Source organism: Pseudomonas sp. 102515 (assembly GCF_031085165.1).
Lineage (GTDB): Bacteria > Pseudomonadota > Gammaproteobacteria > Pseudomonadales > Pseudomonadaceae > Chryseomonas.
Genome location: NZ_JAVHTY010000002.1, coordinates 697567 through 716891, shown reverse-complemented (window position 1 = coordinate 716891; position 19325 = coordinate 697567). Strand labels below are relative to the sequence as shown.

22 protein-coding genes and 1 tRNA gene are annotated in these 19325 nt (G+C 67.0%); 11 read left to right on the top strand and 12 right to left on the bottom strand.

The genetic code is table 11. From position 1 onward, the window contains the following. Positions 1–4: 4 nt before the first annotated feature. Positions 5–847 carry a DUF2797 domain-containing protein gene (locus RCF34_RS10330; protein ID WP_308708267.1) on the bottom strand — a complete coding sequence of 281 codons (843 nt, stop codon included), beginning with the start codon at positions 845–847 and terminating at the stop codon, positions 5–7. Between the two features lie 83 nt (positions 848–930). Further along, positions 931–1194, bottom strand: a complete 264-nt coding sequence (locus RCF34_RS10325; RefSeq protein WP_308708072.1) for a DUF1315 family protein — start codon at positions 1192–1194, stop codon at positions 931–933. A gap of 315 nt (positions 1195–1509) precedes the next feature. On the opposite strand from RCF34_RS10325, the gene pdeM reads away from it, so the two are divergent. Next, positions 1510–2169 carry a ligase-associated DNA damage response endonuclease PdeM gene (gene pdeM / locus RCF34_RS10320; protein WP_308708071.1) on the top strand — a complete coding sequence of 220 codons (660 nt, stop codon included), beginning with the start codon at positions 1510–1512 and terminating at the stop codon, positions 2167–2169. An 18-nt stretch (positions 2170–2187) separates the two neighbouring features. Here the strand turns inward: pdeM and RCF34_RS10315 are convergent, their stop codons facing one another. Beyond that, positions 2188–2412, bottom strand: coding sequence for a hypothetical protein (locus tag RCF34_RS10315; RefSeq protein ID WP_027602825.1), 225 nt, complete (start codon positions 2410–2412; stop codon positions 2188–2190). Between the two features lie 67 nt (positions 2413–2479). Further along, positions 2480–3361: a polyprenyl synthetase family protein gene (locus RCF34_RS10310; protein WP_308708070.1), complete on the bottom strand. Its 882-nt coding sequence runs from the start codon at positions 3359–3361 to the stop codon at positions 2480–2482. 135 nt (positions 3362–3496) lie between these two features. Between RCF34_RS10310 and fni the strand changes: the two genes are divergently transcribed. The 6 genes from fni (at position 3497) to RCF34_RS10280 (ending at position 10131) form a co-directional block, all read left to right on the top strand. Then, a complete protein-coding gene (gene fni, locus RCF34_RS10305) occupies positions 3497–4546 on the top strand; it encodes a type 2 isopentenyl-diphosphate Delta-isomerase (protein WP_308708069.1) in 1050 nt (349 codons plus the stop codon). Further along, positions 4546–5841, top strand: coding sequence for a glycosyltransferase (locus tag RCF34_RS10300; RefSeq protein ID WP_308708068.1), 1296 nt, complete (start codon positions 4546–4548; stop codon positions 5839–5841). Before fni ends, RCF34_RS10300 begins: the two co-directional genes overlap by 1 nt. Continuing rightward, positions 5804–6997 (top strand): lycopene beta-cyclase CrtY, encoded by a 1194-nt coding sequence (gene crtY / locus RCF34_RS10295; protein WP_308708266.1) that lies wholly within the window; start codon positions 5804–5806, stop codon positions 6995–6997. Before RCF34_RS10300 ends, crtY begins: the two co-directional genes overlap by 38 nt. Further along, the gene (locus tag RCF34_RS10290; protein WP_308708067.1) at positions 6994–8490 is read left to right on the top strand and encodes a phytoene desaturase; all 1497 of its coding nucleotides are present in this window, start codon (positions 6994–6996) and stop codon (positions 8488–8490) included. Before crtY ends, RCF34_RS10290 begins: the two co-directional genes overlap by 4 nt. A gap of 2 nt (positions 8491–8492) precedes the next feature. Then, positions 8493–9428 (top strand): phytoene/squalene synthase family protein, encoded by a 936-nt coding sequence (locus RCF34_RS10285; RefSeq protein WP_308708066.1) that lies wholly within the window; start codon positions 8493–8495, stop codon positions 9426–9428. Between the two features lie 172 nt (positions 9429–9600). Beyond that, positions 9601–10131 carry a gluconate 2-dehydrogenase subunit 3 family protein gene (locus tag RCF34_RS10280; protein WP_308708065.1) on the top strand — a complete coding sequence of 177 codons (531 nt, stop codon included), beginning with the start codon at positions 9601–9603 and terminating at the stop codon, positions 10129–10131. Between the two features lie 40 nt (positions 10132–10171). Here RCF34_RS10280 and RCF34_RS10275 read toward each other — a convergent pair whose 3' ends face one another. The 5 genes from RCF34_RS10275 to RCF34_RS10255 all read right to left on the bottom strand — a co-directional run bounded on the left by RCF34_RS10275 (position 10172) and on the right by RCF34_RS10255 (position 14247). After that, positions 10172–10696 carry a sterol desaturase family protein gene (locus RCF34_RS10275; RefSeq protein WP_308708064.1) on the bottom strand — a complete coding sequence of 175 codons (525 nt, stop codon included), beginning with the start codon at positions 10694–10696 and terminating at the stop codon, positions 10172–10174. Positions 10697–10718: 22 nt separating this feature from the next. Continuing rightward, on the bottom strand, positions 10719–11663 hold the full coding sequence (yegS, locus tag RCF34_RS10270; protein WP_308708063.1) for a lipid kinase YegS: 945 nt from the start codon (positions 11661–11663) through the stop codon (positions 10719–10721). A 126-nt stretch (positions 11664–11789) separates the two neighbouring features. Beyond that, positions 11790–12986: a gephyrin-like molybdotransferase Glp gene (gene glp / locus RCF34_RS10265; protein WP_308708062.1), complete on the bottom strand. Its 1197-nt coding sequence runs from the start codon at positions 12984–12986 to the stop codon at positions 11790–11792. After that, positions 12983–13522, bottom strand: a complete 540-nt coding sequence (gene moaB, locus RCF34_RS10260) for a molybdenum cofactor biosynthesis protein B (RefSeq protein ID WP_133859462.1) — start codon at positions 13520–13522, stop codon at positions 12983–12985. Before moaB ends, glp begins: the two co-directional genes overlap by 4 nt. 233 nt (positions 13523–13755) lie before the next feature. Further along, entirely contained in the window at positions 13756–14247 is a 492-nt protein-coding gene (locus RCF34_RS10255) for a hypothetical protein (RefSeq protein ID WP_308708061.1), read from the bottom strand. Positions 14248–14451: 204 nt separating this feature from the next. Between RCF34_RS10255 and mobA the strand changes: the two genes are divergently transcribed. From mobA to RCF34_RS10240, 3 genes are all read left to right on the top strand, one after another. Beyond that, positions 14452–15027: a molybdenum cofactor guanylyltransferase MobA gene (gene mobA, locus RCF34_RS10250; protein WP_308708060.1), complete on the top strand. Its 576-nt coding sequence runs from the start codon at positions 14452–14454 to the stop codon at positions 15025–15027. Between the two features lie 109 nt (positions 15028–15136). Then, complete coding sequence (locus RCF34_RS10245) at positions 15137–15358, top strand: YgdI/YgdR family lipoprotein (RefSeq protein ID WP_059314378.1); 222 nt, start codon at positions 15137–15139, stop codon at positions 15356–15358. 76 nt (positions 15359–15434) lie between these two features. Next, a tRNA-Pro gene (locus RCF34_RS10240) sits at positions 15435–15511 on the top strand. An 87-nt stretch (positions 15512–15598) separates the two neighbouring features. Here RCF34_RS10240 and RCF34_RS10235 read toward each other — a convergent pair. The 3 genes from RCF34_RS10235 to RCF34_RS10225 form a co-directional block, all read right to left on the bottom strand. Further along, positions 15599–16219 carry a LysE family translocator gene (locus RCF34_RS10235; protein WP_308708059.1) on the bottom strand — a complete coding sequence of 207 codons (621 nt, stop codon included), beginning with the start codon at positions 16217–16219 and terminating at the stop codon, positions 15599–15601. Positions 16220–16327: 108 nt separating this feature from the next. Further along, the gene (locus RCF34_RS10230) at positions 16328–16816 is read right to left on the bottom strand and encodes a hypothetical protein (RefSeq protein ID WP_308708058.1); all 489 of its coding nucleotides are present in this window, start codon (positions 16814–16816) and stop codon (positions 16328–16330) included. A gap of 215 nt (positions 16817–17031) precedes the next feature. After that, positions 17032–17418, bottom strand: coding sequence for a response regulator (locus RCF34_RS10225; protein WP_308708057.1), 387 nt, complete (start codon positions 17416–17418; stop codon positions 17032–17034). A 231-nt stretch (positions 17419–17649) separates the two neighbouring features. Here RCF34_RS10225 and RCF34_RS10220 point away from each other — a divergent pair, with 231 nt between their 5' ends. Then, a complete protein-coding gene (locus tag RCF34_RS10220; RefSeq protein WP_308708056.1) occupies positions 17650–19263 on the top strand; it encodes a hybrid sensor histidine kinase/response regulator in 1614 nt (537 codons plus the stop codon). Positions 19264–19325: the final 62 nt, after the last annotated feature.

Genomic DNA, 19325 nt, shown 5'->3' with positions numbered 1-19325 from the left:
GTCCTTACATCTCTGCTGCGGAGGCGGACACGGCCAGCTGATAGGCCGTGTACTTGCGAATGTTGATCACGCCGGTGTCGAACATCAGGTATTGACCCTTGATGCCCAGCAGCGTGCCTTCCACCACGGGGGTCTTTTCCAGGTCGTGGCTGACCACCTTGGTGGGATAGACCGTCACCGGATAATGGATCTCGATGGGCGCCATGTCGACCACCGGCTGGATCGCCTGCAGGCCGAAGCGACCCTGGAGATCGTCCAGGCCCTGGGCGCAGGCATCGAAGATGCGCTCGCGCACCGCGACCAGGTCTTCCGGGGCGGCCATACCCTTGAGCATCGCCCGCCAGTTGGTGCGATCGCCCACCTGGCTGCGCAGCACGTCCTCCACCAGACCGGATTGCTGGCGGGTGGCGACCCTCAGGATCGGCAGCGCCTGGTAGGCGCCCTGGTCGATCCAGCGGGTGGGCAGTTGGGTAGCGCGGGTGATGCCCACCTTGAGGCCCGAGGAATTGGCCAGGTAGACGATGTGGGGCACCATGCAATGGGCCTCGCCCCACTCCGGCTGGCGGCAGGTGCCGTGTTCGTAGTGGCACTTCTCGGGACTGACGATGCAGCTGTCGCACTGGGCAAGGGCGGTGAAGCAGGGATAGCAGTAGCCCTGGCTGAAGCTCTTGCGGGTCTTGCGGCCGCAATGGGAGCAATGGATGGCACCCAGGTATTCGAGCCGTACGCGGCGACCGATCAGCGGATTGACCGGCACCTCGCGCTCATTGAGGCGAAAGGCATAGTTGACGGGGTCGGCCAGGGTCACGGCCATCTTGCGCAGGGCGCCACGGCCCAGTTCGGTCATCACGGTAGGAAGATTCTCGATTTCTAAAAGACGCGAGGTGCCTCTTCTCGCGAAGGGCACCTCGTCGGGTAAGGCGCGGACGATCAGTGAATGGCGTCGGACTTGAACAGGATGTTCTCGATGGGTACCGACTTGGAGGCGCACTCCTGGGGACCCATGTAGCCGGTCCGCTGGTCTTCCGGCAGGTGCTTGGCCTCGTAGGCGATTACCGCCTGCAGACAGAGCTCGACCTGGTCACGACTGAGTTTGCGGCCGTCCGGCCACTTGCCGATCTCCACGGCCATCTTCAGGCCCTCGTAGATATCGGGGGTGATGTTTTCCAGCATCTGGGCGAAGGATGTCGACATGGGTCGCTCCGGACTCTAGTGAACCGCCAGTTTACCGGGCTGCCGGCGACGGTGCACCTGGCCTGGCTCAATGGTGGTCATAGGCTCTACCGTCCCAGCGGATCGCGCCCATGGCGGTCCGCCGCTGCGACCGCTCAGGCTAACTGCAGGAGCGCCCCATGGCCGCGATAGCCCGGTCAAGACAGTTCCTACAGATACCCCGATGAAGGCGGTCGCAGATCAGCTCAACCAGGCGCCGCTGCTGCCCAAGACGGGACACTGCTGAACCCTGCCACCTGGCTGCCATCAGAGCAGGAAGCGTTTTCTGGAGACCCCATGCCTGCCTATCACTCCCTCATCCTCGCCGGTGTCGAACTCTGGCTGCTCGCGGAAAAGGCCATCTACTGGCCGGCACGCCGGGCGTTGCTGGTGGCGGATATCCACTTCGGCAAGGCGGCGGCCTTCCGGGCCCTGGGCCAACCGGTGCCCCATGGCACCACCGCGGGCAACATCGCCCGACTGGACAGCCTGCTGGCTCGCTACGACTGCCAGGAGATCATCTTTCTCGGTGACTTCCTGCACGCCCCGGAATCCCGCGCGCCCCTGACCCTGGACACCCTGGAGCGCTGGCGGGAACACCAGGCCCATCTGCGGCTCCTGTTGATCCGCGGCAACCACGATCGTCGTGCGGGAGATCCCCCCGCCGCCCTGGGCATCGATGTGGTGGGTGAACCGTTGGAACTGGATGGTCTGTCGCTGCAGCACGAACCCGATCCACACCCGCGCCTGCCGGTGCTGGCCGGCCACATCCATCCGGCGTTTCGCCTGCAGGGACGTGGGCGCCAGGCCCTGCGCCTGCCCTGTTTCTGCCTGGAGAATGACGAGGTGCTGATCCTGCCGGCCTTTGGCGACTTCACCGGCGGGCACCTGCTGGCGCCCGATCCGGTGCGGCGAATCTTCGTGGTCGGGGATGGCGGTATCTGGCCCTTGCGCTAGAGCCAGATACCCGGGCGATCAGCCTTCCTCGGTGATCCCGGTGATGGTGATGCCGTGGCGCTCCAGCAGGGCTACCGTGGGTTCGTCGTAATCCCGTGGGACCTCGCTGTCGTCGTACTCTTCCAGGGCATCGTCACGAACGATCTGGGCAACGCGCTCCATGTCCGGTTTCTGGTCGGCGTCGGTGGTGACCACCGAGGTATTGCCGTCAACGTTGCTGTAAGCAATTTTCCACTTCGACATCTCAGGACTCCTCACAGGGAAACAAGGCTATCGAGAGATTAGAGGGCGGGATGCCCAGTAATTCGCCCTAACGCGGACGAAAGACGATATCCAGCAGGCCGGCCAGGGCGCCATCGGCGCAATCGGCCTGGGCCAGAGCCTCGCGGGCCTGCTTGAGGTGACTTTGTAACTGGCGTTGAGCGTAGTCGCGGCCGAGCAGGCTGACCAGGGTGGACTTGTCGCCATCCTTGCCGGCGTCCTTGCCCAGGCCCTTGCCGTCGTCGAGATCGTCGAGCAACTGGAAGGCCAGGCCGAGCTGGCAGGCGAAGACCTGGAAGGCCTCGCGCTGCGCTGCAGTGGTAATCAGGGCGACTCCGGCCATGCCCATGGCCGCCGAAAACAGCGCCCCGGTCTTGAGCTGGTTGGTCAGGGCGATGGCGTCGGCCGGACGCGCCTGGCGACCGCCGTGCAGGTCATGGTACTGGCCGCACACCAGACCGGCGGTGCCGACCGCATCGGCCAGTTGGCAGACCATCTGGGTACGGGTTTCCGCCGGCACCCCTGCCAGGCCCGCGACCAGGCGCAGGGCATGACTGAGCAGGGCCACCGCGGCCAGCATGGCGACGTCTTCGCCGAACTCGACGTGCAGGGTCGGGCGACCGCGGCGCAGGCGGGCATCGTCCATGCAGGGCATGTCGTCGAGGAACAACGACGCGGCGTGCACCATTTCCACGGCGCAGCCCAGATCGAGGACGGCTTCGTCGGATTGGCCCAAGTCCTCGGCCGCCAGCACCATCAGCAGCGGACGCAGCCGCTTGCCTGGTGCCATGACCCCACTGCGGATCGCTGCGGCGACCGGATCGCCACCGGCCGGTAACAGTACTGCCAGACGCTCGTCGATACGGGTACGCTGCCACTGCAGCGTAGCGGCAAAATTGTCTGTCGCGTTCGGCACTAATACGGTCGCCATGAGTCGAGATACTCCATATGTGGAACCGACGAACGGTCGCACCTCGGTGGATTAGGTCTTCGCTAAGCGAACCCGTCGTCCCCTACCAGACCACAACGACCGACGAAAGGTCATTCAGGGCGGACTCTAGAAGACATGGTGGATTGGGAACTGGCAAGCCGCAAGAACGATCATCTGGACATCGTGCTGGATCCCCACAAGGCCCGTAGCGTCGTCACCACGGGCTTCGACGCCTACCGCTTCACGCACTGCGCCCTGCCCGAACTAAATCTTGACGAGATCGACCTGGGCACCCGCCTGTTCGATCGTCCCCTGGCGGCGCCGCTGCTGATCAGCTCCATGACCGGCGGGCCAGAGCGCGCCGCGCTGATCAATCGTCATCTCGCCGAGGCGGCCCAGGCCCTGGGTATCGCCCTGGCGGTCGGCTCCCAGCGCATCGCCCTGCAGCAGGGTGGCGACCAGGGCCTGACCGGCGAATTGCGTCGCCTGGCGCCGGACGTGCCGCTGCTGGCCAATTTCGGCGCCGCGCAGCTGGTGGCCGGCTACGGCATCGACGAAGCCCGGCGTGCGGTGGAAATGATCGAGGCAGACGCCCTGATCGTGCATCTCAATCCCCTGCAGGAAGCCGTACAGGCCGGGGGCGATCGCCGCTGGCGTGGCATTCTCATAGCGCTGGAAAATCTGGTTACACAACTGCCCGTGCCCGTCGTCGTCAAGGAAGTCGGCGCCGGCCTGTCGGGCCGGGTCGCTACACAGCTGCTGGAGGCAGGGGTAGCGGTGCTCGATGTCGCCGGAACCGGCGGCACCAGTTGGGCAGCGGTGGAAGCCGAACGCGCCCGCGACGAGCAGCAGCGCGCCATCGCCCGCGCCTTCACCGACTGGGGCATCCCCACCGCCGAGAGCCTGCGCCAGGTACGTGCCGCCTGCCCGCGGGCGACGGTGATCGCCTCGGGCGGCATCCGCGACGGCATCGACGTGGCCAAGGCCATCCGCCTCGGCGCGGACCTGGCCGGCCAAGCCGCTGCGGCCCTGCCAGGCGCCACCGAATCCACCGAGGCGGTGATCGCGCATTTCCAGGTGGTGATCGAACAGCTGCGCATCGCCTGCTTCTGCACCGGCTCGGCGGATCTGGCCGGCTTGCGCCAGGCTGAGCTGCTGGACGCCGCGCCGCTGCGGTGCCCATAGTGGCCGACACCCGACCGGACGCCGCCATGCATGTCGCCCTGATCTCGCCGCCGCTTCCTAGCCACCTGTCCACCCATCTGGTGCTGGGCGAGGCGCTGGTCGCGCTCGGCCACCGCGTCACCCTGCTGCACCAGGTGGAGGTGGGCGATCGTGCGCTGCCGGCGGGTATCCATTTCCAGGCCCTGGGCGCGACCAGCCACCCGCGCGGCAGCCTGGCGCCGCTGCTGGCGCGTACCGCCAGCAGCAAGCCCTGGTCGGTGTTCGGGGTGATCGCCGACATGGCGCGCAACACCGAACTGCTCTGCCGCGAAGGCCCGACCGCCTTGCGTGACCTGGGTGTCGACTGCCTGATCGCCGACCAGATGGAACCGGCCGGTGGACTGCTCGGCGAGCACCTGGGCCTGCCCTATGCGTCGCTGGCCTGCGCCGTGCCGATGAATCGCGAGCCCCATCTGCCGCTGCCCACCCTGCCCTTCGCCTATCCCGCCACCGAGCGGGAGCGGCAGATCGTCCAGGGCGCCACCCAGGTGTTCGACCTGATGATGCGCGGCCAGGGCAAGGTCATCCAGCGCCAGGCCCAGGCCTTTGGCCTCGGCGACCGGCGGACCCTCGACGACTGCTTCTCGCCCCATCTGCAGCTGAGCCAGTGCCTGCCAGGCTTCGACTTTCCGCGTCGCGCCCCGCCGCCGCATTTCCACGAGGTCGGGCCGCTGCGTTCGCCGGTGGTGCGTGAGCGACGGCTGGAACTGGAGATCGATCCAGGCCGGCCCTTCGTCTTCGCCTCCTTCGGCACCCTGCAGGGTGGCCGGCTACCCCTGTTCCGCCGCATCGCCCAGGCCTGTCGCCAACTCGACGTCCAGGTGCTGATCGCCCACTGCGGACGTCTGGATGCCGGTGCCGAACGCCGTCTGCTGGACGACGGCGCCACCTGGGTCACGGACTTCGCGCCCCAGGAGGCAGCCATCGCCCGCGCCGACGCGGTCATCACCCATGGTGGCTTCAACACCGTGCTGGACGCCCTGGGGGCCGGCAAACCCATGCTCGCCCTGCCCATGGTGTTCGACCAGCCGGGCATCGCCCGGCGTCTGGAACGGGTCGGCGCCGGCATCTGCCTGGCACCGCGCCTGGCCAGCAGGGCCCGCCTGACCCAGGCCCTGGGCGCCGTGCTGGCCGACCCCGGCTATCGCCGGGCAGCCGAACGCTTCGTGCCCATTACCCAGGCGGCCGGCGGTGTCGCGGCTGCCGCCCGCCTGGTGGATGGCCTGGCCCGACGAGGACTCGCGCGTGCGTCCTGACCTGCTGATCGTCGGCGGCGGCCTGGCCGGCGGCCTGCTAGCCCTGCGCCTGGCCCAAACCCGTCCGGAGCTGGACTGGCGCCTGGTGGAAGCCGGTCCGCGGCTGGGCGGCAACCACACCTGGTCGTTCCACGAGCCGGATCTCACCGCGCCGCAGCACGCCTGGATCGCGCCCCTGGTCGCCCACCGCTGGCCCGGCTACGAGGTGCGCTTCCCCAAGCGCCAGCGGCAACTCGGCAGCGGCTACGCCAGCATCAGCGCCGAACGCTTCCATGAGGTGCTGAGCGCCCGGCTACCGGCAGAGCGCCTGCTGCTGGGACGCGAGGTGCTGCGCCTGCAGGACGATGGGGTTGTATTCGCCGGTGGCTACACCCTGGCCGCCGGCGCGGTGATCGACGCCCGCGGACCACGACCCGATCCGGCGCTCTGGCTCGGCTATCAGAAATTCCTCGGCCAGGAGGTGCGCCTCGTTCGCCGCCACGGCCTGGCCGAACCCATCGTGATGGACGCCACCGTCGATCAGCTGGACGGCTATCGCTTCGTCTACAGCCTGCCACTGGCGCCCGACCGGCTGCTGATCGAAGACACCTACTATGCCGATGGCGAAAGCCTCCCGGTCGAGCGCCTGCGCCAGCACCTGGCCGACTATGCCGAGCAGCAGGGCTGGGAGATCGCCGAGGTGCTGCGCGAAGAACAGGGCGTGCTGCCCATCACCCTGGGCGGCGACCTCGACCGCTATTGGGACAACGTCACCGCAGGCGCGCCCATCGGCCTGGCCGCGGGCCTGTTCCACCCCACCACCGGTTATTCGCTGCCCGAGGCCGTCCGCCTGGCGGAGCACCTGGCCGCCCAGCCCTTCACCTCCAGCGCCGTGCTGCGCGACAGCCTGCGGCAGTACGCCCAGGGCCGCTGGCAGGGCCAGGGCTTCTTCCGCCTGCTCAATCGCATGCTCTTTCTCGCCGGCCGCCCCGAGCATCGGGTGCGCGTCATGCAAAGGTTCTACGGCCTCGGGGAACCGCTGATCCAGCGCTTCTACGCCGGCCGCCTCACCGCCTTCGATCGGCTGCGTATCCTCTCCGGCAAACCGCCGGTACCGCTGAAACCGGCCCTGGATGCCGCGCTGGCTCGCCCTCCTCAGTCCAAGGAAGCACCATGACCCAAGGTAACGTGCCCAAGCGGGCCATCGTCATCGGCGCCGGCTTCGGCGGTATCGCCCTGGCGATCCGCCTGCAGTCGGCCGGCATCGCCACCACCCTGATCGAGGGCCGCGACAAGCCCGGCGGCCGTGCCTACGTCTATGAGGAGGCAGGCTTCACCTTCGATGCCGGCCCCACCGTCCTCACCGATCCCTCGGCGCTGGAAGAGCTGTTCGCCCTGAGCGGCCGGCAGATGAGCGACTATGTGGAGCTCTTGCCGGTCAGCCCCTTCTACCAGCTGTGCTGGGAAGACGGCACCCGCTTCGACTACGTCAACGACCAGGCCCGGCTGGACGAGCAGATCCACGCCCTGGAACCGGACGACGTGGCCGGCTACCAGCGCTTCCTGGCCTATTCCCAGGCGGTGTTCGAAGAGGGTTATATCCGCCTCGGCACCAAGCCCTTCCTCAAGGTCGGCGACATGCTCGCCGCGGGTCCCAAGCTGGCCAAGCTCACTGCCTGGCGCAGCGTCTACACCCAGGTGTCGCGCTTCGTGAAGAGCGAGAAGCTGCGCCAGGCGCTGTCCTTCCATACCCTGCTGGTAGGCGGCAATCCCTTCGCCACCTCCTCGATCTATGCCCTGATCCATGCGCTGGAACGCAAGTGGGGCGTCTGGTTCGCCAAGGGCGGTACCCATCAGCTGGTCCTGGGCCTGCTGAAGCTCTTCACCGACCTCGGCGGCGAAGTGCGCCTGAATGCGCCGGTGGAACGCATCCTCACCGAAGGCAATCGCGCCACGGGCGTCTGCCTGGCCGACGGCAGCCAGCTCGAGGCCGATCTGGTGGCCTCCAACGCCGACGTGGTGCACACCTATCGCAAGCTGCTCGGTCACCACACCCATGGCGTGGTCGAGGGCAATCGCCTCAAGCGCAAGAGACACAGCATGTCGCTGTTCGTCATCCATTTCGGCCTGAGCCAGCCACCGGTGGGCCTCGAACACCACATGGTCTGCTTCGGCCAGCGCTATCGCGGCCTGATCGACGAACTGTTCAAGGGCCCGGGCGTGCCGGACGACTTCTCGCTCTACCTGCACTCGCCCTGCGTCACCGATCCGTCGCTGGCGCCGCCCGGGCACAGCTCCCACTACGTGCTGGCGCCGGTGCCGCACCTGGGCAATGCCGACGTCGACTGGAGCGTGGAAGGCCCGCGCCTGCGCGACAAGATCCTCGCCTACCTGGAAGAGCGCTACATGCCCGGCCTGCGCGAGCACCTGGTCACCTCGCGCATCTTCACCCCGGCCGATTTCCGCCAGGAACTCAATGCCCACCTCGGCTCGGCCTTCTCCCTGGAGCCCATCCTCACCCAGAGCGCCTGGTTCCGGCCGCACAATCGCGATAGTGTCATCCCCAACCTCTACCTGGTCGGCGCGGGCACCCATCCCGGGGCCGGCGTTCCGGGCGTGGTCGGTTCGGCCAAGGCCACCGCCAGCGTCATCCTCGAGGAGCACGGTTAGCCATGCCAGCCACCCATGACGTCGTCGACCATGCCGAGCAGAGCATCGCCGTCGGTTCCAAGAGCTTTGCCGCGGCCGCCAAGCTGTTCGCCCCCGAGACCCGCGAAAGCGCCGTGCTGCTCTATGCCTGGTGCCGCCATTGCGACGACGTCATCGATGGCCAGGAACTGGGCCATGGTCAGGTCGAGGGCGACCGCCGCGCCGGGCGGGACCGCCTGGCCGAACTAGAACGGCTGACCCGTGCCGCCTACGGCGATGAGCCGCTGCAGGATCCCGCCTTCGCCGCCTTCCAGCGAGTGGTCAGGCGTCACGGCATTCCCCTGGCGCTGCCGCTGGATCACCTCGCCGGTTTTCGCATGGACGTCGAGGAGCGCGTCTATGTGGAGCTGGAAGACACCCTGGAGTACTGCTACCACGTCGCCGGCGTGGTCGGGGTGATGATGGCGCGCATCATGGGCGCCGAAGACGAAGAGACCCTGGATCGTGCCTGTGACCTGGGCATGGCTTTCCAGCTCACCAACATCGCCCGCGACATCGTCGAGGACGCCCGCATCGGCCGCCTCTACCTGCCGCGGCTATGGCTCGACGAACTCGGTGTGCCGGCGGACGAACTGGCCGAGCCACGCCATCGCGAAGCCGTCGCCCAGCTGGCCGAGCGCCTGGTGCGCCTGGCCGAGCCCTACTACGACTCGGCACGCCAGGGTATCGCCGCCCTGCCCCTGCGCTCGGCCTGGGCCATCGCCACCGCCCGCGGTGTCTATCGCGAGATCGGCATACAGGTGCTGCATTTGGGCGCCCACGCCTGGGACCAACGCGTCAGCACCAGTACCGCCGACAAGCTGCGCCTGGTCTGCCGTGGCGCCGCCCGCGCCATGCTCTCGCGGCACCAGCGCGACGAGCCACGCCCGAACGAACTCTGGACCCGGCCGCGGCGCTGACGCCAGCGATCGCGCTTCGGTCACATTTGTGCGCATCTTGGGGCTGCCCACACTCAAACTTTTATGCGATAAACGGGTCGGATTAAAGCGACCCCTGGTGGGCCGCGGATGGATGGATGCCTGAGCCAGAGCGCTGCATCCGGTAGTCAGCCTACGAGTATGGGATTTGCACATGCACAAGACGGAAACGGCTGTTTCACACGATCGCTTCGCTGCCTCCTCGTCACTACTTGCCCTTGGCCTTTCCGCTAACGCGCAGTCCGGTTACAAGCCCGAATTCTTCAACGCCACCCAGTGGCGGACCCTGGTCGCCCTCTGCGCTCACCTGCAGGCCGACAGCGAGCAGGCCGATGCCCGGCTGCCCGAGTTCATCGACCGCCACATGCTGACCCCCTACGCCCACGGCGATCGCTCCAATATCGTCGATCCCTTCGACGAGCAGGCCCAGGTCCAGCAGGGCGCCAACCTGCGCGATCTGCTGCGTGACGGCCTGGCCGTGGTAGACAGCTATTGCACCGAGCGCCTGGGGAACGGTTTCGCCGAACTGGCGGCCGGTGAGCAGGCCCAGGTGGTCACCGCCGCCGAAGCGGGTACGCTGAATCCCCCGGCGAAGGAATTCATCGATCTGCTGCGCAACGAGAGCGAGCGCAGCCAGTACGCCCACTCGCTGTTCGCCGCCTACGACACCCCCGCCGTCGCCTGACCCCGGTTAGCGCCTCCCAGGGGGCGCTCCCCTCTCCCGCCTAGTCCGCGCCTTCCTGCTGATCCCGCGCCTTACGTTCGCGCGAGGAATCAAGCGCACCGCCGTGGATCTCGCGCAACTGCTGCTTGAGCTGCTGGGTGGTGGGCGCCAGCAGGAAACCGAAGGACACGCAGCCGTCCTTGCCGTCCACCGCATGGTGCATGCGATGCGCCTGGTAGAGCCGCTTCAGATAGCCGGTGCGCGGGATGTAGCGAAACGGCCAGCGCTGGTGCACCAGGCCATCGTGGGCGATGAAGTACAGCAGGCCATAGAGGGTCATGCCGGCACCGATCCACTGCAGGCGCCAATAGCCGGCATTGCCCAGGGCGATCAGCAGGATCGCCAGGCCGGCGAAGACCACCGCATAGAGGTCGTTCTTCTCGAACCAGCCGGTACGCGGGCGGTGGTGGGATTCATGCCAGCCCCACCCCCAGCCATGCATGATGTACTTGTGCGACCACCAGGCGAAGGCTTCCATGCCGGCCACGGTGGCCAGCACGATTCCCGCATTGATCAGTAGCTCCAACGTTACCTCCGCAGGCGCCTGCTCAGGACGTCGCCGCCGGTTCGGCCAGGGTGCCGGCGGTCGCGCCCAGCAGGGGCGAATCCACCGGTAGACAGACCTGCAGGATACCCGGACGCACCTCGAATCTCACCCGGTCGCGCTTGACCGGTTCGCCATCGAGGTTCATGTCCAGGCCTTCGTCGGCTTCCAGCTCTAGCCAGGGCAGGCGGGCGCGAACGAACATCTCCTCGGTGCTGAAGCCCTTGCTGAGGAATTCGCCGAGGGTGCCGAGCACGTCCTGGGACGCCGGCAGGATGCCCACATCGAGCAGGCCATCGTTTACCACGGCGGTGGGACAGAGCACATGGCCACCGCCGGCCTGGCGACCGTTGCCGATGCCCAGGGCGAGGAATTCGCCTTCCCATTCGAAGCCGGGACCGCGGAAGCGACCGTGGGCCGAATGCACCTCGGCGAAGCGGGTCAGGCCGGTGAGCAGGTAGGCCGCGCCCCCCAGCAGGCGCTTGAGTTCGCCGGGGGTGTTGGCGGTGACCTGGGAGCCGAAGCCGCCGGTGGCCATGTTGAGGAACAGTTGACCTTCCGCTTCGACCAGATCGATGGCACTGGCCGGCCCATCCAGCAGCGCCAGGGCCGCCGCGGGCTCCACCGGCACACCGGCCGCCCGGGCGAAATCGTTGGCGGTGCCTAGCGGCAGCAGGCCGAGGCGTGCCTGGCTGTGATTCTGCGCCATGGCTTCGGCCACGGCGCGCAGGGTGCCGTCGCCACCGGCCGCCACCAGCGTGCCGTAGCCCTCGCGGGTGGCCTGCTCGACGAAGCGCGCGGCGTCGTCTTCCTCCCAGGTCACCCGCACATCGATGCGATGACCGGCGGCACGCCGTTCGAGAATGGCCTCCCGAACGTCCTCGTTACCGGTTTCCTTGCCATTGAGAATGACCAGGGCTGCGTCAGCCAGGGTGCCTGTCGTCGTCATGTCTGTCGTCCAAGGTTGGCGCTACGCGGCGAGATGCCGCGTCAGGTACCGGGCAGAGCCCGGCGAGCGAATCTGGAGACTAGGACTGTGGCCCAACGGCCACGTTCAGTCCTGACCACCGGTTGGCTACGCCTTGAGCAATTCCGCGAGGGGAATGAAACGCACCGGATCACCGACGGCGAAGGTGCGGTCCTCGCGGATCTCCACCAGGCCATGGGCCCAGGCCGCGGTCTGCAGCACATTGGAGCCCTGGTTGCGATGGGGTACCGCCCGGCCATTCTCCAGGCGCGCACGCTGGTATTCACGGCGTGCCCCGGCACGCGGCCAATCGAAGCCGGCCGGCACCTCGACGCTCAGCGGCGCCACGTCGATCTTGCCGGCCCGGCGCAGCAGATAGGGTCGCGCCAGCAGGCCGAAGGTCACCAGGGTCGAGGCGGGATTGCCCGGCAGGCCGATCAGCGGGATGCCGCGGAAGCGCCCACAGGTCAGCGGCTTGCCCGGCTTGAGCGCCAGCTTCCACAGGGTCAGCTCGCCCTCCTCGCGCAGGGCCTGACCCAGATAGTCGGCCTCACCCACCGAGACACCGCCCGTGGACAGGATCAGATCGGCCTGCAGCGCGCCCAGCCGCTGGCGGGTCTCGGCGAGATCGTCCGGCAGGATGCCCTGGTCCGACACCTCGCAACCCAGCCGCCGCAGCCAGCTGATGAGCAGGGCGCGATTGCTGTTGTAGATCTGCCCCGGCCCGAGCGGTTGTCCGGGCGCCACGAGTTCATCGCCGGTGGACAGCACCGCGACCTTGAGCCGGCGAAAGACGTTCAGCCGGGCGCGGCCGAGGGACGCGGCGACGCCCAGCTCCGCCGGGCCCAGGGCCGTCCCGGCCGACAGGACCTCGTCACCGACCTTGACCTCGTTGCCGCGCCGACGGATGTTGCGGCCCGGCCGCAGTTGCTCGACGAAGCGGACCCGGCCGTCGTCCAGCACCTCGGTGTTTTCCTGCATCTCCACGCAGTCGGCACCCGCCGGAACCGGCGCGCCGGTGAAGATGCGGGCACAGGTGCCCGGCTCCAGCGGCGCCGGTGCCTGACCGGCGAAGATGCGCTGGGAGACCTGCAGCGGCTCGCCCTGCCAGTCATCCAGGCGCAGGGCATAGCCGTCCATGGCACTGTTGTCCCAGGGCGGCAGATCCAGATCGGCCACCAGGGGCGCGGCCAGGATGCGCCCGTCGGCGTTCTCCAGGGCCACCTGCTCATGGGGCAAGGGACCGTCTTCGGCCGCCATGGCCAGCAGTCGGGCCAGGGCCTCTTCCAGCGACAGCAGGCTCATCCGCGCGGCCCGCAGGGCTCGGCCTGCTTGAGATGCGGCACGAAGTTGCAGGGACGATGACGGTTGTCCAGCTGCTCGGCGAGGATGCCGTCCCAGGCGGTACGGCAGGCGTTGGTCGAACCTGGCAGGCAGCAGACCAGGGTGCCATTGGCGAGGCCGGCCAGCGCACGGGACTGTACGGTGGAGGTGCCGATGTCGGCCACGGAGATCTGGCGGAACAGCTCGCCGAAGCCATCCACCTGCTTGTCCAGCAGGCAGGCGACGGCTTCCGGGGTGCTGTCGCGACCGGTGAAACCGGTGCCGCCGGTAATGAGCACCACCTGCACCTGGTCTTCGGCGATCCAGTGGGCGACCTGGGCGCGGATCTTGTAGAGGTCATCCTTGAGCAGCACGCGGTCGGCGAGGAAGTGGCCGGCGGCCTCCAGGCGGTCGACGAACAGCTGACCCGAGGTGTCGGTCTCGAAGGTGCGGGTGTCGCTGACCGTCAGGACAGCGATGTTCAGCGGTACGAAAACCGCCTCGGCTTTATGGCTCATCTGCTTGGGTTTCCGAAGAGTGCGAAGGAAAGGGCGCAGCGGAAGACCGCTGGACGGGCAGCGGGTTTCCCGCTTGGGGCGAGCGTCGGACTGGCAGCGGCCGGGAGGTGGCCGCTCCGACAGTGAGGATCACCGTCGACCCCGGTCGACGTGAAGGTCCGAGAAGGCTGCATCGTCACAGCCTAGAGGAAAAGCCGACGCCCCTTCAACCGCGAGCGCGCCGTTGTCATGACCTAGCGCTGGCGCTGTTCGCCTTCGGCGTGAGTCTCCCACCTGATGGGACGCGGATCGGCGATGTCGTTGGCATCCTGGCTGAAGCGGCCGTATTGCGGGGCGATGTTCGGGTCTTCTTCCCAGGTCGCTTGCTGGGTGAAGGTGCCGGCCTTGCGATCGAACGTGAGGAAATGCCGGGCTGTCTTGCCGCCCCAGTCCGCGGACGGCAGGGAGATGAAGTCCACCTGGTACTGGTCGTCGGTCAGCTTGCCGTGCACCACGTAGACGCCGTAGTGCTCCTCGCCGGGCGAGATGATCTTGTAGACGCCATTGCTGCAGTAATAGAGGGTGGCATCGGGGTAGGGCTTCTTCTCGTAGAGCTTCTCGTAGAACAGCTTCTGCCGGACGGTCGGCTTGCCAAAGGTGACCTTGACCGAAGGGGGTTCGCCACCGCCCGCGCCAAGGGCGGGCAAGGCAGCCAGGGCCAGGACGGCAAGCAGCATCGTCTTCATCGTTTGCAAACTCCTTCTGGGCGGGGACTCGCCTCCAACAGGCGGAGGGGATCAAAGGTGTCTAACACGCCCCTTTGCACGGGGCGCGCTCGAGTCTAGCCCAGCCGTCCCGCCCGGATAAACCCTGCCTTGGCCGGCCGCCAGCGGCGAAACCGGCTAGGATGGACGCCCGATCCCCGCATCCGAAAGCCCGAGGCCTCCTGCATGCCACTGTTGCCCTCTTCCATCCTCATCCTGGCCGGCGGTCGCGGCCAGCGCATGGGCGGGCGCGACAAGGGCCTGGTGGAATGGCAGGGCCAGCCGCTGGTGGCCCAGGTGCAGGCCGCGGTACGGGCGCTGACCGATGACCTGGTGATCTCCTGCAACCGCAATGGGCCACGTTATGCCCAGTGGGCCGATCGACTGGTGGCCGATGACCAACCGGACTTTCCCGGCCCCCTGGCTGGCCTCCTCGCCGGGCTCGCCGTGGCGCGGCATGACTGGGTGCTGCTGCTGCCCTGCGATGCGCCGCGGATCGACCCCGCCCTCGCCCTCCAGCTGCTCACCGCGGCCCAGGCGACCGCGGGCCCGGTGATGGCGCGCCAGGGTGGCTATTGGCAACCGCTGTTCAGCGCCCTGCCCCGACGCCTGCTGCCGGCACTGCGCCAGGCCTGGGCGGACGGCGAACGCAGTCCGCGTGGCGCCCTGCTACCGCTGGGCCTGACCGCCGTGGAGTTCGCCGAAGACGATGTCCGTCTGGCCAACTTCAACGATCCCTCCGCGCTGGAAAGCGCGGTCTGACCCCAGCGATCCGCCAGCTCAAGGGACGTGACCCACCGGTTCCGGGACGAACTCGGACCGGCACCCGCGGTCCTAAGCCCGCTTGGTTGCCAAGAAAGGAGACCGTCACATGAACAAGCACCTGCTCCCCGCCGCCCTGCTGGTCGTCGCCAGCGCCCTGCTCGCCGGCTGCTCCACCCCCAGCGTCATCACCCTCAACGATGGTCGCGAGATCCAGGCCACCGACACGCCGAAGTACGATGACGACTCCGGCTTCTATACGTTCAAGCAGCTCGACGGCAAGCCGACCCGCATCAACAAGGACCAGGTTCGCACCATTAAGGAGCTCTGATTCCTGCCCGGCGCGATTTTTTTACCTAACCCCTTGTGCTTGCATGAGTTTTAGGTAGAATGCGCGCCATCCATTACGGAGCGTAGCGCAGCTTGGTAGCGCGTCTCGTTCGGGACGAGAAGGTCGCTGGTTCGAATCCAGTCGCTCCGACCAATCTGATCCGCAAGGATCACCCAAGGCCCGCCTAGTGCGGGCCTTGTCGTTTCTGGCGTTTGGCTTTGTCCCCCGCCCTCTCCCTCTCTACCGGCGACTCACCGCCAGCTTGGCGGCGAACAGCAGAAAGACCACGCCCGTCGCCCGATCCAGCCAGCGGATCACCGCGGCCTTGCGCAGGGTTTCGCCCAGGGTGCGGGTGGCGCCGATCAGGGTCAGGGACCAGAGCAGGCCCAGCGCCACATGGATGGCGACCAGGCCGAAGGTCCAGGCGACCAGGGGCTGGCCCCGGGGAATGAACTGGGGCAGGAAGGACACATAGAAGATGCCGACCTTGGGATTGAGGGCATTGCCCAGCAGGCCCTTGAGAAACCAGTTGGAGCCTGTGCCGCCCTCGCCTGTCGCTGGGGCGATGGCCGTACGGGGACGCAACAGCAGGTTGAGGCCGAGCCAGCAGAGGTAGGCGGCGCCGCAGTACTTGAGCAGCGTATAGGCCAGTTCCGAGACCGCCAGCAGCGCACCTAGGCCGAAGGCCACGGCGGCGCCCCAGAGCAGGCAGCCGGCATTGATCCCCAGGGCCGCGCGCCAGGCCTGGACGTGCCCTTCTACTGCAGCGGTGCGCAGGATCAGCGCGGTATCGAGACCCGGGGTGATGGTGAGCAGGGACGCGGCCAGGGTGAAGGCCAGCAGGTTGTCGGCGAGGGGCATGGCAGGGCTCGTTTCGGCTTGGGGCTTCGAAACGGTAGCACGGGCCCAGGACGACGATCAGCCTGCCCTCGTACCGCGATGGCCGCCCGCAGGCGGCCATGCCGAGGCTCAGCCGGCGGCGCGGAAGGCGGGTTCCTGGTCGGCGATGTAGCGAGCGGCGGCGCGGCGGGCTTCCAGCTCGAAGGCCTGGGGATTGCGATCGACGATGCGCTCCAGAGTACCGCGGGGAATGCCGTCGGCCTCGAAGTCGGTACGGCACTGCAGGGCGCCGGCGTGGCAGACGTTGCGCTCGACAGCCTCGATCAGGCCTCCGGCGCGCAGGCTCTTGACGATGTTATGGGGCAGTCGGCGGCTGCGGCGCAGGGCGGCCGTGGCCGTGGCCAGGACGTCGAGAATCTCGTTTTCCACCGGGCTGAAGGGGCCGTTGCCGAGCTTGCCCTTCTGCAGCAGGTAGCGGCGCGAGAGCAGATTGCCCTGGCGGTCGAGGGCTTCCCTGGCCGCCTGCTCGAGGCGACCGCGGCTTTCCAGGCTGCGCTCCAGCGCAATGAGAAATTCCCAATCGGTGATCTGAGAAATCTGGGTGATGACTGCGTCCATGAAGCGCTCCTTGCCAGTCGGGAATAGATGGCACATTGATAGCGTTCAGCGCATTTGGTTCCCTGCAAGCCAGGCATGCCGACGGACGTCATATCATTTGGCCAGTCGCGACCGGTCGCGGCCGACGAGCGTGTCTATTCGGGGGACGAAAGAAAGGATGGCAAGACCTGGGGAGTCAGGCATCGGCAAGCCCCTCCACCCCAGGAAACAGGTCGCTAGCGACGCGGCAGCAGGTTCTCGACCAACTGGCTGAGGTCGGCCACGCTCCAGGGCTTGGGCAGGAAGGCGGCGCGGCGCGGCAGGATGGCGAGATCCTGGTCGATGTAGCCGGAGATGATGATGAAGGGCACCGTGGGCCAGCTCACCGCGGCCAACTGGGCGAACGCCAGGCCGTCCAGCATGCCCGGCACGTTCACGTCGGCGATGACCATCTTGGTGTCGCTGCCGCGGGTGTCCATGTGGGCCAAGGCCTCGTCGCTGGAAGCCACCGCCACGACGTCCAAGCCCTGTTCGGTGAGGATTTCGATCAGCAGTTCGCGCTGCCCCGGATCATCTTCCAGAACAAGAATTTGTCTTTGTATTTCAGGGCTTCTCGGCTTCATGGCAGGTCAGACAGCTGAGGTCGAAGAGGTTCTCCCGAAACTTACCTAACGGTCACCTGAGGCAGGTGAGCGGTACGCTGGCAAATTGCCGTCAAGGCCGCGCCACCCCTGGCTGTCAACCCCGGAAAAGGCGATGCCAGGCGGCCTCATACGGGGGACAAATGAAGTTTTTCCACCGCTTGGCTGTCTGAGGGGCAAGCTGCCCATTTTGCCTGCGCAAGGATTCCCCCCGTGAGCCAGAAGCACCCACCCCGCAAGGCGCGGGTCGACAATTCCGCGACGAGCGATGTCTCGCACGAGGGCAAGAACATCTTCTTCGCCGCCGTGGAAACCACGCGGATGCCGATGCTGATCACCGACCCCAAGCAGCCGGACAATCCGATCCTCTTCGCCAACAATGCCTTTACCGACATGACCGGCTACCGGGTGGATGAGCTGCTGGGGCGCAACTGCCGTTTCCTGCAGGGGCCGGAGACGGATCGCTCGGTGGTCGCCCAGGTTCGTGAGGCGGTGGAGCAGGAGCGCGAGCTCTCGGTGGAGATCATCAACTATCGCAAGGACGGCTCGACCTTCTGGAACGCGCTGTTCGTCTCGCCGGTCTACAACGATGCGGGTGAATTGACCTACTATTTCGCGTCTCAGCTGGATGTCAGCCGGCGGCGCGACGCCGAGGATGCCCTGCGTCAGGCGCAGAAGATGGAGGCGCTCGGTCAGCTCACCGGCGGCATCGCCCATGACTTCAACAACCTGCTGCAGGTGATGATGGGCTACATCGACATCATCCACCGCACCGCGGAGAGGCCCAGCCTCGATCAGGAGCGCATCGTGCGCAGCGCGACCCATGCCAAGTCGGCGGCCGAACGCGCCAGCACCCTCACCCAGCAGCTATTGGCTTTTTCGCGCAAACAGAAGCTCGAAGGCCGGGTGCTCAATCTGAACAACCTCGTCCGCGGCGCTCATGAGCTGGCCGAGCGTACCCTGGGCGATGTGGAGATCCGCACCCAATTGGATCCTGAGCTGTGGAATTGCCGGATCGACCCCACCCAGGCCGAGGTGGCGCTCCTCAACATCCTGATCAACGCCCGGGACGCCCTGGTGGATTGCCCGCAGCCCAGCGTGGGCATTGAAACGCGCAACGTCGAGGTACGCGAGTTGGCCAGCATGTCGTACGACGGGCTGATGCCCGGCCGTTATGTCAGCCTGGCGATCACCGACAACGGTCATGGCATGCCGGCCAGTATCCGGGACCGGGTGATGGACCCCTTCTTCACCACCAAGGAAGAAGGCAAAGGCTCGGGGCTGGGGCTATCGATGGTCTATGGCTTCGCCAAGCAGTCCGGTGGCACGGTGCGCATCTATTCGGAAGAGGACGTCGGTACCACGCTGCGCCTCTACTTCCCGGTGGACGACAGCCACATCACCCATCAGCAGGCGGAGCAACGCTCGGAGCGGCGCAGCGGCACGGAGCGCATCCTGGTGGTGGAAGATCGTCCAGACGTCGCCGAGTTGGCCAAGCTGGTGCTGGAGGACTACGGCTACACCGCGCAGATCGCCTTCAATGCCAGTGAAGCCTTGCGGGTACTGCGCGAGAGCGAGCAGCCGTTCGATCTACTTTTCACCGATCTGATCATGCCCGGCGGCATGAACGGGGTGATGCTGGCACGGGAGGTGAAGCGGCTGCATCCTCCGATCAAGGTGCTGCTCACCACCGGGTACGCCGAGAACTCCCTGGAGCGCACCGACATCGGCGGTTCGGAGTTCGAGGTCATCTCCAAGCCCTATATCCCCAATGATCTGGCGCGCAAGGTACGCCGGGTGCTGGACGGACCGAACGGCATCGCCTAGACACCACGATGTGCCGTTAGAGCACCGGGAAGCACCGGCGGCGCGTCGAACGCTACCGCCGG